The sequence below is a fragment of the Eisenbergiella porci genome, assembly GCF_009696275.1.
GTDB classification, from domain to species: domain Bacteria; phylum Bacillota; class Clostridia; order Lachnospirales; family Lachnospiraceae; genus Eisenbergiella; species Eisenbergiella porci.
In genome coordinates this window covers 34341-50177 of the sequence record NZ_VUMI01000041.1, presented here as the reverse complement: position 1 = coordinate 50177, position 15837 = coordinate 34341, and the positions used below count along the sequence as shown (strand labels likewise).

General features: G+C 49.6%; 11 protein-coding genes. 8 read left to right on the top strand and 3 right to left on the bottom strand.

The window, feature by feature from the left end; all coding sequences use genetic code 11:
• The first annotated feature begins 133 nt into the window (after positions 1-133).
• From FYJ45_RS20715 to FYJ45_RS20700, 4 genes are all read left to right on the top strand, one after another.
• Positions 134-1855 carry an extracellular solute-binding protein gene (locus tag FYJ45_RS20715; RefSeq protein ID WP_154467062.1) on the top strand — a complete coding sequence of 574 codons (1722 nt, stop codon included), beginning with the start codon at positions 134-136 and terminating at the stop codon, positions 1853-1855.
• 101 nt (positions 1856-1956) lie between these two features.
• Complete coding sequence (locus FYJ45_RS20710) at positions 1957-4296, top strand: glycoside hydrolase family 95 protein (protein WP_154467061.1); 2340 nt, start codon at positions 1957-1959, stop codon at positions 4294-4296.
• Positions 4293-5126, top strand: a complete 834-nt coding sequence (locus FYJ45_RS20705) for a hypothetical protein (protein WP_154467060.1) — start codon at positions 4293-4295, stop codon at positions 5124-5126. Before FYJ45_RS20710 ends, FYJ45_RS20705 begins: the two co-directional genes overlap by 4 nt.
• Positions 5127-5167: 41 nt before the next feature.
• Entirely contained in the window at positions 5168-5728 is a 561-nt protein-coding gene (locus FYJ45_RS20700) for an MFS transporter (protein ID WP_154467059.1), read from the top strand.
• Between the two features lie 384 nt (positions 5729-6112).
• On the opposite strand, the gene FYJ45_RS20695 is transcribed toward FYJ45_RS20700, so the two are convergent.
• Positions 6113-7117 carry a hypothetical protein gene (locus FYJ45_RS20695; RefSeq protein ID WP_154467058.1) on the bottom strand — a complete coding sequence of 335 codons (1005 nt, stop codon included), beginning with the start codon at positions 7115-7117 and terminating at the stop codon, positions 6113-6115.
• Between the two features lie 270 nt (positions 7118-7387).
• Here FYJ45_RS20695 and FYJ45_RS20690 point away from each other — a divergent pair, with 270 nt between their 5' ends.
• Positions 7388-7999 carry a glycoside hydrolase 5 family protein gene (locus tag FYJ45_RS20690; protein WP_154467057.1) on the top strand — a complete coding sequence of 204 codons (612 nt, stop codon included), beginning with the start codon at positions 7388-7390 and terminating at the stop codon, positions 7997-7999.
• Positions 8000-8195: 196 nt separating this feature from the next.
• Here the strand turns inward: FYJ45_RS20690 and FYJ45_RS20685 are convergent, their stop codons facing one another.
• A complete protein-coding gene (locus tag FYJ45_RS20685) occupies positions 8196-9557 on the bottom strand; it encodes a carbohydrate ABC transporter permease (RefSeq protein ID WP_154467056.1) in 1362 nt (453 codons plus the stop codon).
• A 15-nt stretch (positions 9558-9572) separates the two neighbouring features.
• Entirely contained in the window at positions 9573-10472 is a 900-nt protein-coding gene (locus FYJ45_RS20680; protein WP_025489014.1) for a carbohydrate ABC transporter permease, read from the bottom strand.
• 253 nt (positions 10473-10725) lie between these two features.
• Between FYJ45_RS20680 and FYJ45_RS20675 the strand changes: the two genes are divergently transcribed.
• The 3 genes from FYJ45_RS20675 (at position 10726) to FYJ45_RS20665 (ending at position 15724) form a co-directional block, all read left to right on the top strand.
• Positions 10726-12138, top strand: a complete 1413-nt coding sequence (locus FYJ45_RS20675; RefSeq protein ID WP_154467055.1) for an extracellular solute-binding protein — start codon at positions 10726-10728, stop codon at positions 12136-12138.
• 113 nt (positions 12139-12251) lie between these two features.
• Positions 12252-14189 carry a cache domain-containing sensor histidine kinase gene (locus tag FYJ45_RS20670; protein WP_154467054.1) on the top strand — a complete coding sequence of 646 codons (1938 nt, stop codon included), beginning with the start codon at positions 12252-12254 and terminating at the stop codon, positions 14187-14189.
• A complete protein-coding gene (locus FYJ45_RS20665; protein WP_154467053.1) occupies positions 14186-15724 on the top strand; it encodes a response regulator transcription factor in 1539 nt (512 codons plus the stop codon). The genes FYJ45_RS20670 and FYJ45_RS20665 overlap by 4 nt, the downstream gene beginning before the upstream one ends.
• Positions 15725-15837: the final 113 nt, after the last annotated feature.

Genomic DNA, 15837 nt, shown 5'->3' with positions numbered 1-15837 from the left:
TCCTATAACTTCTGATGGAGGGGGAACTCCTCCTTCCGTTATATCTATATAGATTTATTAGATTGGACTTTGTAACTGTTAACCAGTAGTCGTTCTTGACTACACCATTATTATACTAGGAGGAAAAGGTTCTATGAAGAAAAAAATGTTGGCCTTGCTGTTATCCGCATGTATGGTAATAAGCATGGCAGGATGTTCATCCGGGGGGGAAGAAACCGCTGCAGGCAATACCGGAGGAGGCGGAGGGGAAGGCTCAAATGCAGCATCTGCTGAGGCGGGGGATACCTCCTTACCGGAAGGCTTTAACGCTACCGGCATGCCGATCATGAATGAGAAAATCACACTGAAGGTATGGATTGAAGGCGGGGCGGATATTGATTGGGAACAAAACCGGTTTGTAAAAGAGATCGAAGAAAAATCTAATATCAAGCTTCAGATTATTTCAACTCCTCTTTCCGATGCGCTCCAGAAGAGAAATCTGATGCTGGCCAGCGGAGATTATCCGGATCTTATTCTGACTGACTGGCCGACAGTATTTACAAAGTCGGATATTATGCAGTATGGGGTGAAGGAAGGGGTTCTGCTTCCCATTACGGATTATATTGATAAGTATGGCAACAATATGAAGCGTATTTTTGAGTATAATCCCAGCTACAGGGACAGATGTGTTGCACCGGATGGAGAAATTTATGGATTTGCACGTTTCTCAGAGTGCTACCACTGCAGCGCATATCCCAAGATTTATCTGCGTCAGGACTGGATGGATAAGCTGGGGCTGAAAATGCCTGAAACTACCGAAGAGCTGAGAGAAGTATTAAGGGCTTTCGTAAATGATGATCCCAATGGAAACGGAAAGAAAGACGAAATCGGAATGCTCGGTGCAACTACCTGGAATACGATGGTTGAATACGCATTGATGGGTATGTCTTTCCAGACAGTAAAACCTGATTTCTGGCTCAGCCTGGGCGCTGATGGAAAATCTGTGGAATTTTCTCCTTCTACAGATGCTTACCGTGAAGGTCTGCGTTATATTAAGAGCCTTTATGATGAAGGACTGATTGATGGCGCTTCCTTTACCCAGAAGGAGGATCAGCTGGCACAGACAGTCAGGACAGAACCCCATGTGGTTGGAATGTATGTCTGCGATCATGCAGGTATGGGTTATGACAATAATGATCCTGTAGAAGCAGAAAATTATCAGATTCTGATTCCTGTGGCAGGGCCGGACGGCTTCAGACGTCAGGGACAGAATGCGAATGAAGGTGAAGTACAGGGATTCCATGCGGTAATTACAGATGTCTGTAAGTATCCGGAAGCAGCTTTCCGTTTGATCGATGAGTTCTTCTATGATGATGATTATAATATGGAACGTAAGTATGGGGAAAGAGGTCTTGGCTGGGATTATTGTCCTGAAGGAACCAAGAACGTATTTGGCGGTGATGCCAGGTATATTGTAAACTCTCTTACAGAAGATCAGAATGCAGAGATTGGTAAGGGCACGATGATGGTAGGACCGCAGGCTGACCTGGCTCCTTTCCGTCTTTCCATGCTTCCCGAGGTGGATGATATTTATCAGCCCGGAAACTATGAACAGCGTATTACTCTTGATACCCAGAAGGTAGAACAGTATATTCCTAAGGAAAGGCTTGATTATACGGTATTTATTCCTCTGGACATGGCAGATGACTATGCTGAGATTCAGACGAACTTGAATAGCTTTGTCCGTATGGCTACCGTTCAGTTTATTACAGGTGAGCGTGACATCGAAACCGGTTGGGATCAGTATCTGAGTGAACTCGATTCTTACAGAGTTGATCGCTATATTGAAATATATAAGGCGGCTGCCGGCAGATAAAAACGGATAAAACGGTCAGGCTTCCGGGAAACTTCGGAGCCTGGCTGTTTTTTAGTTACGGATATTTGTTCTTAGATTTAGGGAAGGAAGGGACATAGATTATGGAATTATGGTACAAAGAACCGGCGTCTTATTGGGAGGAAGCTCTTCCGCTGGGAAATGGAAGACTGGGGGCAATGGTATGGTCAGGGGCAAAGCAGGAGAAAATTTCGTTAAATGAGGATTCCCTGTGGTCAGGTTATCCCCAGAACCACGATATTCCCGGAGCAAGGGAATACTACAGGCAGGCACGCCGGCTGGCCATGGAAAAGAAATATGAAGAGGCGCAGGCGCTCCTTGAACAGAATGTGCTTGGGGAATTCACACAGAGCTATCTGCCGTTGGGTGAACTGACCTTGGATATGGTCCATCCTGAGGGTGAGATCCAAAACTACCGTCGGTTATTGGATCTTGGGAAGGCGCTTTCCAGACTGCAGTATTCGGCAGGGAAGGTAAATTACGTTCGGGAAATGTTCGTCAGTGCGCCGGATCAGGTTATGGTGATGCGCATTTCAGCCGACAGGCCCGGCATGGTTTCCCTGAAAGCAGGTTTTTCCTGCCAGCTTCGGGCAGAAGTATCCACGGAAGAAAACAGAATGATCCTGGACGGAATCGCTCCCTCGCAGGTGGATCCATCCTATGTTGATTCTCCGGATCCGGTTATTTATGAGGAAGCTCCGGAAAAGAAAGGAATGCTGTTTTGTGCGGTATTAGCGATTGAGCCTGTGGGCGGGGAAGTAAAAAGGCTGCCGGAGGGACTGGAAGTAAGCAATGCGGACAGCGTTACACTGTTTCTGGCCGCCCGGACAAGCTTTAACGGTCCGTTCAGGCATCCGTTCCTGGAGGGAAAACCTTATAAAGAACCTTGTTTCAGGGAACTGCTTGCCGCACAGAAGTCAGGGTATGACAGGCTTCTGGAACGGCATGTGAAGGAATACCAGCAGTATTTTAACAGAGTCTGCCTTGACCTGGGGCCGGGAAGAGAGGACCTGCCGATTCCACAACGGCTCGCCGACTGGGAAAAGGATGTGGATCCCGGGCGATATGCCCTGCTTTTCCAGTATGGGCGTTACCTTTTGATTTCAAGTTCCCGGCCGGGAACGCAGCCGGCAAATCTCCAGGGAATCTGGAATCAGCATATGCGCGCCCCATGGAGTTCCAATTATACAATTAATATCAATACGGAAATGAACTATTGGGGAGCGGAAACGGTGAATCTGCCGGAAATGCATGAGCCTTTAATGGATCTGATTAATAACCTGAGGGTCAGCGGAGGAAAAACAGCCGAAATCCATTATAATGCCAGAGGGTTTGTATCGCATCATAACAGTGATATATGGTGTCTTTCCACTCCGGTGGGAAACCGGGGAAAGGGTACGGCAGTGTATGCCTTCTGGCCTCTGTCGGCAGGCTGGTTAAGCGCGCATGTTTACGATCATTACCTTTTTTCGGGAGATTTGGATTTCCTGCGCCAGACAGGTTATCCCATCATCCGGGATGCGGCGCGGTTTTTCCTGGATGTCCTTGTTGAAAATGAGGATGGTAAACTGATTTTTGCACCTTCCACCTCGCCGGAGAATCAGTTTATCTATCATGGCAAACCATGCGCGGTCAGTCAGACGACCACGATGACGATGGCAATTATCCGGGAAACATTGGGGAATGCTGCGGCCTGCTGCCGGTTATTGGGGACAGATCAGGAATTTCTTGCAGAAATGGAAGCGGCGCTTGAACGTCTTCCGGAGTATCGGATAGGATCACGCGGCGAATTACTTGAATGGAATGAAGAGTTGGAGGAAAACGAGCCGACACACAGGCATTCTTCCCATCTTTACCCTCTTTATCCCGGCAGGCAGATTTCCGTGGAGAAAACGCCTGAACTGGCAGAGGCCTGCCGCCGGACGCTTGAACTGAGAGGGGATGAAAGCACCGGATGGGCGCTGGCCTGGAGGGTGGCGCTGTGGGCCCATCTGCACAATGGGGAAAAGGCTTACAGTATACTGAAAAAGCAATTGCGTCCTGTGGACGGAAGCGATCCCATGAATTACCGGCAGGGGGGAGGGTGTTATCCCAATATGTTCGGCGCACATCCTCCGTTCCAGATTGATTCCAATTTCGGTTCCTGCGCAGGCATTGCGGAAATGCTGATGCAAAGCACAGAAAATGAAATTGCTCTGCTTCCGGCGCTTCCCAGGGCTTTGGGAACAGGCATGGTTTCCGGACTGCGTACGCGCGCCGGGGTAACTGTTGCCGTAAACTTCAGGGAGGGCAGGCTTGAAAAAGCAGAGCTGAAGGGAACAAGACCGAAGGAAAGGGAGATGACTGTCTGTTATAAGGGCAGGAAGAAAAAAGTCATCCTCAAAGAGGGAATGTCAGTCAGTTTAACGGAGGCGGATTTTTGACAAATATGCGTAAGGTTTTTATATGCTTCTTTTCCATGCTTTTGTGGTTTGGCCTTTCCGGATGTGAAGAAGCTGAACCTGAACAGCCGGAAAATGTGGAAATACATTTTTTTTATAATCAGCCCTGTGCTTCCTGCGACGGAACAAAAGAGCTTTTTGAAATAGTATCGGAGGAACTGGATGATGTTTCCGAACTGTATCCTTATATGGTGTCCGTTTATAATGTATTTCGCAAAGAAGATGCGCAGATAAGGGATTCTGAACTTAAAAAACTGGGGTTTCAGGAAGAACTTGCAGGATCTCTCACTTACCCGATTATGACTGTAAATGGAAATATTTATTTTGGAACAGATTCCATTCGTTCATCCATCCGGGAAGCCTATCTGACTGCGGGCGAGGATTTATTTGTTTATGGCAGAGGCGTCTATGATCCCACCAAAAATGAGACGTTAAAACAGCAGCTTGAGGATTATAAGCTGGAAAAAGGCAGTTCGTCTGTTGTCTATTTCTATCGGACCGTATGTGAGGAGTGTATCAGGACCAGCGGGGAGGTTCTGGATTTATTTCCGGAAACTGTTGTGGTGGACGGCGTTTCCTATCCGCAGCAGATAATCAGGATCAACACCAGGTCGGGAAGAAATACGGAAATCCTTCAGGCATTTTTTGAAATGTATGAGGTGCCTTTGGAGGATCAGATGGTTCCGATTGTTTTTACCGCCCGGGGATATTTGGCAGGCTATGAAGCGATTTCTTCCGGGCTGTATACGGAAATGGAACAAGGGGCCGGGCTTGGGATGAAATATCCGTCGGAAAAAGGTATTTTTAAATGATTGTGTAATGTAAGGCGCTGCGGTGAAGAAATTCCGCAAGTATGTTTGAGAACAAAAGATCGCAGTTTCTGTCCGTTAATGTTATAATTTTTTTCAGCGGGTGTACCATATTGTTTCTTATCAGCCAATTATACAGTGTTTTGCAGGTATCATTAATTATGAAGGGGGCCGGTTCCGTATTGTTGCTAAGCTCGGTAATGACTGCAATGGTGGTGCCGAGGATTTTTCTGCTGCCGGTTGCGGGATTTTTGACGGATAAGGCGGGGGTATCCAGGACGCTTACGGGCGGGACCGGGATATTGGGAATTTTGCTGGTTTCCCTGGTTGTTGTGAATCAGGTAAATGCGGTAAATAAATATACTGTTTTTATATATGCGGTTTTGTTTGGAGGAATCAGCGCGGCTATCCTGCCGACGCTTTATTCTGCGGTTCCAGGGCTGGTAAGCGGGGAAAATCTGCAGAAGGCAAATTCAGTGATGCAGTTCATCAGCCAGGGGTCATTGCTGGCCGGGCCTCTTTTTGCCGGAATTGTGATTGGAAAAATGAGCGATCTTATATCAGGGGGAAGCATTATTCTTATTACAATAGTTATATTAGAGTAAGGAAGAGATCTTTTTCGGGCTGGCGGAGCATTGGGATGAGCTGACGGAGAATCCTTCTCTTAAGGATGCGCTGAGCCGGGTTATTACCGATAATATGTCTTTGGCGGAAAAATTAATCTGTGTCTGGGATGAAAGTGTAAAGCAATGGACGCAGGAGGATCTGGTTTTTGCGCGGATTAATTCATATTTTGCCGCCGGAGAGGGAAATGGCGGGGATCAGGGATATTATACTGCATATGTGCAGATATTTTGATGAGCAGGATTAAAAAAGTATGAAAAACTGCGCGGCCGGGAACGGAGCGTATAAATAAAAACAGGAAGCGCCGTATATTGTAAAAAAATACGGCGCTTCCTGTGATACAGGGCTTTACGGTATACAGGCTTTCAGTATAAAATCTCCGGCTTCTTTAAAAGCCCCTGTTCGTAGAGGACGTAGGAATCGGTCCAGCAGGGAGGTTCTGTAATGAAGGAGGCGGGGGAGTAGGAGTATTGGCACTTTTCAGGGTGGTGCAGGAGGCGAAGGTATTCCGGCGGGTGAGTAACAGCCGGATGGCGTTCAGGTCCCGGATGAGAGCCTTGTGAGGGGGAAAGGCCAGGGGCACTTCTTCTTTTCCGGAAAGCTTCAGGAGGGCGCCTTACCTGATACCAGGGCTGGAGCATTTCTCCGCCGCGGTAGGGCGGCGCGGTCGGCTTTGAGCACTTCCATGGGGGCAGGCTGAGGCCGGTTTTGCCGGTGACGGCTGCCATGTCTAGGACGCAGATGTTTGGTTCGGACAGGGTGTAGCGGAAGATGTCGGGGAGGGGGAAGGTTCTGGTTCCCCGAAAGGCTTCCTGTTTCGGCAGGCTGCGTTTCCTTGCGGGAATGCGGTAGAGGCGCTCCCCTCCGGCTTCCGGATCAATGGTGAGATGGCCGTTGATCACCTGGTATTCGGGTTCGGTGATTTTACCGGTACGGGGATCCCATTGTTCCAGGTATTTTCCGGTCCCCAGACAGAGGGCTGCGTTGGCGCGGCCTTTTTTTCGATCCGTATTTAAGAGCAGGATCATGCGGCCGCCTTCTGTCCGGTAGGAGCGGGCGAACAGCAGGGAGGCGTTTTCAGTATCTATTTTTATTTCCCGGCCGTTTGAGCAGGCTTCTGTCAGCGCTTTTTCCTCCAGCGGGATGGTGGTGCAGGCGGAGGCGAGGGCTTTGGCCTCCCCAGAGGGGAGAGCGTCTACGAAGGAGGGGGGATTTCCTGCAAAAATCAGGGCGCCTCCCTGGGCGGCATAGTCTGTCAGGAGCCGTAGGGTGCTGCTGCGCAGGGTATCCACGCCGGCGACCAGGACTTTGCCGTAGGCGCAGCTTCCGATGTGGAGGGTTCCGTTTTCCGCGTGTGCGTGGCGGGCCATGATATCTTCTTCCCCGTAGTCGAAGTCGATGCGGTTTCCGGTGAGCATGTGGAAGACGGAGGCATATTGCTCTTCCAGACGCCGTATTTCGGGATCGGTTCCCGTAAGGCCGTCAAAAGCGCCGCTGTAGGCTCTGGCCCATACGCTTTCGATAGGGCTGATGACCAGCAGGGCGGCGTCCGCTTTTGCTCCGTGCAGGAGCGTTTTTCAAATTCTTCGAAAAGGCCGGGGGTGTAGGGGGCGGCGTTTACCTCTCCTTCCGCGAAGCTGGTGAAAACACCTCCGCGGTGGGGCTCGTCCGTAAAAATCCCCTGGATTTTGTATGCGGCGCGTCTGAACCTGAATGCCGTCCGCTTCTGGATGTCCCAGGAGGAATGGGAAAAGAATCCGGAGGCCTATGAGAAAATGCTGTTTGATTTTACAGACAGCTGTGAGGAAAAGGGAATCGGCATCATGCCTATTTTTTGGAACGGCAATTTTATTGAGGATTATACGGAAGCCGGCGAAGAGGAATGGAAGAAAAAAAGAAGCTATGCTGAAGCGATTATTCGTCTGTTAAAGCCAAAGAAAGGGCTCCTGATGTGGGATGTTTTCAATGAACCGTTTTGCAATACCTATCTGGGAAGCGCCTCCCCGGAGGACTATCCCCGGAAAAAGGAAAAACTTACAAAGGACTTAAGGAAGCACTGTGAACTGATCAGAGAATTGGATCCGGACACACCGATTACGGTAGGCCACGAACTGTCATCCCATATGGATTCCACGTCCGATCTGGTTGACGTACTCAGCTTCCATGACTACATGCCTACCAGAAGCAGGATGGAGCCGCTTATCAGACTGCCGTTCAGTTATCGGAAGCAGAAGGCGGCAAGCCGATCCTGAACACGGAAACCGGCTGTATCGGCAGGGCCAACCCCTATGACCTGGAGCTGGAAGAGGATATCCGTTTAAAGGGCGGCCATTTTACCGGAGGGGATGTGGGGCATCCTTATATCCTGCATGTGAATTCTAAATTTAAAAATACAAAAAGGCATGGCGCCGGAGTCATGCCTTTTTATATGGAACTTTCAATTGCCTCCTATCCCTTTACCCCGGAAGCCACAATACTCTGCTTCAGCTGCTTTGAAAACAGGATAGATAACAGGATAACAGGCGCTATGGTCACCACGGAAAGCCCCATGATGGCGTTCTGCTTCGTGCCCATGTTATTGGAAATATTGTAAAGCGCCACGTTCAGCGTCCACAGCTTCTGGTCCTCCGTAACCAGCCAGGCCCAGAAGAAATCGTTCCAGTTGCCGATGAAGGTCTGCAGGGCGATGAGGGAAATGATGGGCTTGGACAGCGGCATGCAGATTTTGCTGTACAGATAAAGGTTGCTTGCGCCGTCAATGGAAGCCGCTTCAAAATAACTGCCAGGTATCTGGTCGAAAAAGCCCTTGTACAGATACACATAAAAGCCGTAAGGATAAAGGAAAGGCAGCAGCAGGGCGGCGTAATTGTTGTAAGCGCCCAGCTGGCGGTACATGATCAGCTGCGGCAGCATGATGCTGGCGAAGGGCACCATCATGGCACCCATGAAGAACAGCAGCACGAAATTCCCGGCCTTCCTTGTGAGCAGGCGGCTGATGACATAGGCGCAGATGGAGCAGAGAATCACCTGGGAAATCATGGCGAAGCCGATGACGATGATACTGTTCATGACAAAGGTCATGAAGCCGAACCGGACGATCATCTGGCTTTCCGGGTAAATATAGCTTGGCATCTGCAGATAATATTTGAAGCTTTCCAGGTTCAGCAGATTATTGACCTTATGGCTGACGCCGGTCAGCGTGCCGGTAAGGGCATATTTTTCTGCCAGGATGCCGGATACCTGATCGAACAGGCCAGGTTCCTGTGCGGGGACGATCTCGGTTCCGATGCCGTCCGCCCGGAAGGTATAGCCGATGGAATCACAGGCCCGTATGTAACGATCCCCGTGGAGAAGCACTTCTTTTTTTACAGCGGAGCTTTTGTAGATACCATAGTCTCGCTCCATCTGCAGCTTCATCTGGTGTGCCCTGGAATGGAAAATGGTCTTTCCGTCCCGTGTGGCATAGACATGGATTTCCATAATGGACTGATCCGCCATCTTGTAGTTGATGCCGAACATTGCGAGAATGCTGTCCTGCATTACCGCATCCTTCAGCGCGGCCTCATCTGCAAAATCCATGCCGGTATAGTCAATGGTCAGGGTCAGGCTGTTGGCACGGTTGGGGAGCAGCCTGGGCGGAATTTCATAAATCTGGCTGTTGTCCTTCATGGAGCTGGAAATGGAAAAAACCAGCGGATAGAGCATGAGGACCGTGAACAGCAGTGATATCACAACAGCGCATATTTTCAGACGGCGTTCGGAGCCGCTTACTTGGATTTTTCTTTTTCTGTCGGACTTGTTTTTCTTCATATCTGTTTCACACTCCTATTCTTTTTCCGCTTTTTCAAAATGCATCTGAAGCATGGTCAGGGCTGCGATGACAAGCAGCAGGATGACGGAAGCGGCGGAGCCTCTGCCGTAATTGAGATCCTGGTTGAAGGAATTATAAATGAATATGCCCTGGGTGGTGGAAGCGCCGCTGGGGCCTCCTGACGCATACATATATGGGGCGTCCAGAAGCTGCATCGTGGTGATGACGGCCATGATGAGCTGGATAAAAATCATAAAGGAGATGTTGGGCAGGATAATATGAAGTATTTTTCCAAAACCGGTGCAACCGTCCAGGGAGGCGGATTCCATGATGTCCGGGGAAACGCCCTGGATGGCTGAGAGGTACAAAAGCACGGTAAGCCCACCGCCGAGGACGCCGGGGAAGATAATGCAGAATTTTACCAGCGCCGGGTCGCTCAGCCATGCCTGCGGCTGTCCGCCGAAAAACTTTACGATTTGATTTGCCACGCCGTAATCGGGATGCCAGATCCATTTCCATATAATTACATTTACCGAGGTGGGAATCAGGGCGGGCAGGATATATAATGTAGTCAGACACTTCTGCAGCCGGATCAGTTCATTTAGCAAAAGCGCCTGGATGAGCGGGATGAAAAAGCACATGGAAATCTGCAGAAGAAGGAAGATAAACGTATTCTTCCAGGCATCCCAGTAATGCTGCATGCCGAACATGCCGATATAGTTCTGCAGCCCTGCAAACTGTCCCGGCGGATTGATGGGATCATAACGGAACAGGGAAATAAAAAAGGCGCTGAAGATAGGATAGTACTTCAGCCATATGGTAAAAGCCATGGGCAGTGCAAGGATACACCAGGGAGTTATTTTCTTCCGGAACATATAACCGCCCGGTATTTTAAGGGAACTGTTCTTTTTCATGGGAAACCTCCGGTTCTATATATTTGCAATAGCGTCAGTTTCATTATAAAAAAGAAGCCTGCCGCTGGAAATAAGCGTATTACACCGTAAGTTCACTTTTCTTAAGATAGTTGGAAAAAAGAAATTATACCTTAAAAAAGGTGACCTTCCTGTTTGAAACCCGTTAGTTTTGGATCATTTTCAGCAAAGAATGAATTTGTTATGATAACTGTAACGAAAACAAGTCATATTTATTGACAAGAAGGAGGGCTTCATGAAAAAGAAAATAATTGCAGCTTTTATTTGTCTGTGCATGGGCGCATCGGCGCTGGCCGGCTGCGGCAGCAGTCCCGCAGCAACGGAAAATACGGCGCCGGCCGTAAAGGAATCGCAGGAACAGACGACGCCGGCGGAAGAAAGCAAGACGCAGGAAACCACGGCAAAGGAAACCACATCAGAGGAAAAGGAGCCGGTGGAGCTGACACTGTGGGTGACAAGCCGTAATTCAGACGACTGGTCTACGGAAATGGAAAACAAGTTCCTAGAGGAGCATCCATGGATTACCTTAAATAAGGTAGTAAAGGAAGGGGATCCCGGAAATGAATTCTATCAGGCAGTGGCGGCGGGCACCGCTCCGGATCTGGTAAACTGTTCCTTCACCATGATGAATTCCTTTATGGCGGCGGGCATTCTGGAGCCGCTGAACCAGTACACTGACAACTGGGATGAATGGGGAAATTTCACTAAAGAGTATACCGATATGTTTACCAAAGACGGAACACTGTATGGTCTGCCTTCATCAGTAGCGCCCATGCTTTTTGGTTATAACAAGGCTCTGTTTAAGGAAGCCGGCATCAGCGAACCTCCCAAAACCTGGGACGAAGCAATCGAAGACGCCAAGCTTATAAATAATCCCGACAAACAGATTACCGGTTATGCAACACTGGCGGCGGAATGGACGGAATGGTTCTTCCAGTATTATGTATGGCAGGCGGGCGGCGATCTCACCAAGGAAAATGAAGACGGCACCGCAGAACTGACATTTACTGACCCGGCAGTAATTGAAGCGGCAAAATATTACCAGAGACTGAGGAGCGAAGGCGTTCTCCAGAGCGACCTTACCCTGAAATTCAGCGACCTTGTAACCAACTTCGGCCTTGGCAAAATCGGTATGATGCCGTTTGCAGGAGACTGGGTGTCCGAGGCTGCGGCTAACGGCATCGACCCGGATGATATCGGGCTGTCTCTGCCTCCGGCAGGACCTTCCGAAGACCGTACCACAGCAATTGCAGGAATCTGTTATGTCATCAATGCGAAAATAGACCAGGCGAAAAAGGATGCTGCCTGGGAGTACATCAAATATTACTGCAGCAAGGAATACCTGTCCTCTTACTTTGAAAACCTGGCAACCAAGGGCGCTCCCAACCCGGTTATCATTCCCAGGGATGATATGAGCGTTACCGATTTCTATGATTTCCCGGAGGAATACAAAACCGTCCTGGAAGAAGCAAAATCCGTGGGACGCCTGGAATTCTACGGAAAAGCAGACTTCGGCTCTTATGTAGACCGTGCGGTACAGAAGATACTGGTTGACCCCAATGCTGACCCTGAAAAGGAATTTGCGGAAGCACAGAAACAGTGCGAAAGCGAAGCGCTGCCGGCCTTTAACGAAGCAAATAAAAGATAATGGACAGCTTTTAGCGCAGTCCCTCTGGAAAAGTGCAGGAATTTATTCTTGCGCTTTTCCTGTTTGAAGGGGATATGCTATAATCATTCCATAACAGGCAGGGGAGGGAATCTATGAAGATACTGCAGGGTATCCGGGCCGGTAAGAGGCGCTGCGATAACGGGATCAAAATAATACTGCGCAGGGTGAGCATTTTTAAAAGGCTTAATTTCTCCTTTCTGCTGCTGATTCTCACAACAGCTATTTTTCTCACGTTCTTCAGCTTCTATAAATATTCGGATGAAATCAGCGATAATATAGACCGTTATGCCTCCCTTCTCGTACAAAATGTGAAGATGAAAATTCAGGACAGCCTTGAGGCGTATGAAACCGAAGCTCTTGCCTTTTATGATAATTCCCAGGTGATTGCGGCGCTGCAGGAAAATGCCGTGCTTGCACGGGAGGGCGTCGATCCGGAAAATGACCGGTATGCCAGAAACCGGTACAGCGTTGAAAACCGGCTTTATAACATGCGCAGGAATCAGAGATATATTGTGAATATCCAGTTTGTTTCCCCGACGGAGCAGTATCGTATGGTGGAGGGCAGCGGTTTTACCCGGGGCGGGCTCATCAAAGACATGGAGAAATTCTATCAGTCCGATTTTTATCTGCTTCCACAGGAGAAGAAGGGGTATCCTGTCTGGATTGATTCCCAGGAACAGACCTGGACTTTTTATAAAAATGAGCAGAGCATCTATGGGCTGGGCAATATCGTTACATTATGTGTGGCGGTCTATGGTCCGATTGATAAGGATTTTCTGGGTGTTCTTATTATGAATATCGACCTGAAGGCGTTTTCCGGGGCAATGGAAGGGTACGAGTCCTACCGGGATGGGAATGCGTTCCTGGTTGGAAGGGACGGCGTGCTGCTAAGCTACAATCCCAGTATTCAGGCGCCCGCCTTTCCGAAGGAAAGCCATCTGTATGAATTGATGGAAAAGGAGAAGAGCGGTATCACAGAGGAAAAAATTGACGGGAAAAAGGTGCTGATTGCTTTTGAACGGGTATCAGGCACCGGGATGTTTGTTACCTATTTTGCGGACATGGATGTTTTGTTTGCGGGAACACATCATATCAGGAACCTTTGTATCCTTGTACTGCTGATTACTGTGGTTGCCTGTTTTGTAATTTCCTATTATGTGACAGTCAGCATATCCGATCCGGTGAAGGAGCTGGTGGAGGTCATGCAGGAAACGGGAGGCGGGAAATGGACGGCCCGGTATCCCAATTCCGGAAATGACGAGCTTACGGTACTGGGAGAACGGTTTAACGAAATGACCGATAAAACGGATCAGCTGATAGAGCAGGTATACCGGTCGGAAATCCGCAGGCAGGAGATTTCGATCAGCTGGAAGAATGCGCAGCTGAGCGCGCTGCTGATGCAGATCAATCCTCATTTTCTGTATAATACGCTGGACATCATCCGCTGGGAGGCGATGTACGAGGCGGGCGGAGAGAGCCGGGTGACACAGATGATAGAGAAGTTCAGCCAGCTGTGCAGGATGGGCATGTGCGCCGGGGGCAATACCATCACCCTGAAGGAGGGGATTGAGCACGCGAAAACCTATTTGGAGGTGCTTAATTTCAGGCATACCGAAAAGATTGGGCTGGAAATCGAGTGTGAGGCGCAGGAGAACAGGCTTTATATGCCCCAGTTTATACTGCAGCCTATTATGGAAAACTCGGTAATCCATGGTTTTGAGGATGGAAGCCATGGTTTTTCCATCCGCATCCGCGCCTTCTGCAGGGAAGGGAAGCTGCTCCTTTATGTGCAGGACAACGGAAAGGGAATGGATGAACAGGAGCTGGAGCTGCTGCGGGAATCTATGGAGCGGACAGAAACGGAGGAGGGCAGTATCGGCCTGGCCAACGTACATCAGAGGATCCGTCTGTTTTACGGAGAGGAGTACGGGCTGCGCATCAACAGCAGGGCGGAATTCGGTACAGAGGTGGAAATTTCCCTGCCGGTAAGATATCAATCGGAAAATATGGAAGGAAACAGAGAAGAATGACTGAGGCCTATGAGGTTTTAATTATAGACGATGAGGAAATTGTGTGCAGGGGGCTTGCCCAGTTCGTAAAATGGGAGGCTCATGGCTTTCAGGTGGCGGGCACCGCTTATAGTGTGGATGAAGGCCTGGCTTTCCTGGAACGCCATCCGGTGGACGTAGTCTTCCTTGACATCCGTATGCCGAAAAAGACGGGACTGGATATGCTTAAGGTAATGCACAGTGTGTATCCGGAAACAAAGGCCGTGATTCTCAGCGGTTTCAGCGAATTTTCCTATGCACAGGAGGCTGTCCGTTACGGGGCGGCGGATTATCTGACCAAGCCTGTCAATCTGAAGGAGGTGGAGGGGCTTCTGGACAGGCTCAGGGAGGAATTCATGAAGCGGCGACAGGACAATGCGGTGAGAAGCAGCCGGGTGGAGGGGCTTCTTTTGTCCGCGGCCAGGGGATACGGGGATGTGAAGGCGGAGGATTACGGGATTACCATGCCGGATCAATGGTACGGGCTGGCTGTGCGCCTTTTGGATCAAGATCTTCCGGAACAGGAAATCTGTGAAAAGAAGGAATGGCTTAAACAGATGACGGAGGGCGTTGTTCCGGGGGCGATTGTGCTTAATAATGAGGGTTACGGCCTTTTTGCCGTCATTCCCTGCCGCGGGGAGGAGGAAGCGGAGTATTTCATTGAAATCCTGGAACAGAGCGTTGATATGAAAAGGGAATGGGCCTGCGGCGTGAGCAAAATCAAACACGGCTTCGGGGATCTCAGGGAGGCTTATCAGGAAGCGGGGCAGGCCCTGCGCTATCACCGGGCCAGTGAGAAGGAGGGCGTCATCTGGTATAAAAATATTGAAGCCCTGTTTTCCCAGAGCATTCCGGAGGTGACGGAGCTGATTACCCGGCTTTACGGCCGGATTACCGGTCCCAGTGAGCGGGCGGAGGCTGTCCCCGAGCTTATGGAGGCACTGGAGCGGTTGGAGAAAAAGCCGCTGACGCTGGCCCAGATGCAGACGCTGTGTATCCGCTGTCTGATTGAGCTGAACGGCCTGCTGCAGGGACTGAAGCTGCAGGATGTGGATCTGCACGGTCAGCTGAACCGGACACTTGAAAAAATCCTTTTATGCAGCGATATCAACAGCGTTTCCGGCTGTGTGGGCGATTACGTTAACTGGCTGGTAGAGCAGATGGGCGCTGCGGACGACCAGCAGCTGGGGAAGGGTGTGATCCGGGAGATGCAGCTTTATATCCGCAAACATTACCAGGAAAATCTGTCCCTGAATGCACTGGCGGAACAGTTTTTCCTTCATCCCAACTATTTAAGCCGCCTGTTTAAGGAAAAGACGGGAAAAAATTTCGTGGAATACCTGACAGAGGTACGGATGGAAAAGGTGATGGAGCTGCTGGACGGGACGGAGGATAAAATCGCGGATATCTGTGCTATGGCGGGGTATGATAATCCCAGGTATTTCAGCAAGGTTTTCAAGCAGTATACGGGGATGACGCCCAGCGAATACCGGGAGCGGAATGGGGGGAATGTGTGATTTTCTGCTGCCGGGTAATAAAAATAATAAATTCAGGCACACATTTTTTGATTTTTGCATTATGATATTTATAAAGAGTTAGAATAGTGGAAGCGGACCGGGTGCGGCGCGCG

What these genes read in the sequence shown, in the direction of transcription:
- FYJ45_RS20675 (WP_154467055.1), top strand. Translation starts at nt 10,726, where the DNA reads ATGAAAAAGAAAATAATTGCAGCTTTTATTTGTCTGTGCATGGGCGCA.
- FYJ45_RS20665 (WP_154467053.1), top strand. Translation starts at nt 14,186, where the DNA reads ATGACTGAGGCCTATGAGGTTTTAATTATAGACGATGAGGAAATTGTG.
- FYJ45_RS20695 (WP_154467058.1), bottom strand. Translation starts at nt 7,117, where the DNA reads ATGGCCCGCCACGCACACGCGGAAAACGGAACCCTCCACATCGGAAGC.
- FYJ45_RS20680 (WP_025489014.1), bottom strand. Translation starts at nt 10,472, where the DNA reads ATGAAAAAGAACAGTTCCCTTAAAATACCGGGCGGTTATATGTTCCGG.
- FYJ45_RS20685 (WP_154467056.1), bottom strand. Translation starts at nt 9,557, where the DNA reads ATGAAGAAAAACAAGTCCGACAGAAAAAGAAAAATCCAAGTAAGCGGC.
- FYJ45_RS20710 (WP_154467061.1), top strand. Translation starts at nt 1,957, where the DNA reads ATGGAATTATGGTACAAAGAACCGGCGTCTTATTGGGAGGAAGCTCTT.
- FYJ45_RS20715 (WP_154467062.1), top strand. Translation starts at nt 134, where the DNA reads ATGAAGAAAAAAATGTTGGCCTTGCTGTTATCCGCATGTATGGTAATA.
- FYJ45_RS20700 (WP_154467059.1), top strand. Translation starts at nt 5,168, where the DNA reads ATGTTTGAGAACAAAAGATCGCAGTTTCTGTCCGTTAATGTTATAATT.
- FYJ45_RS20670 (WP_154467054.1), top strand. Translation starts at nt 12,252, where the DNA reads ATGAAGATACTGCAGGGTATCCGGGCCGGTAAGAGGCGCTGCGATAAC.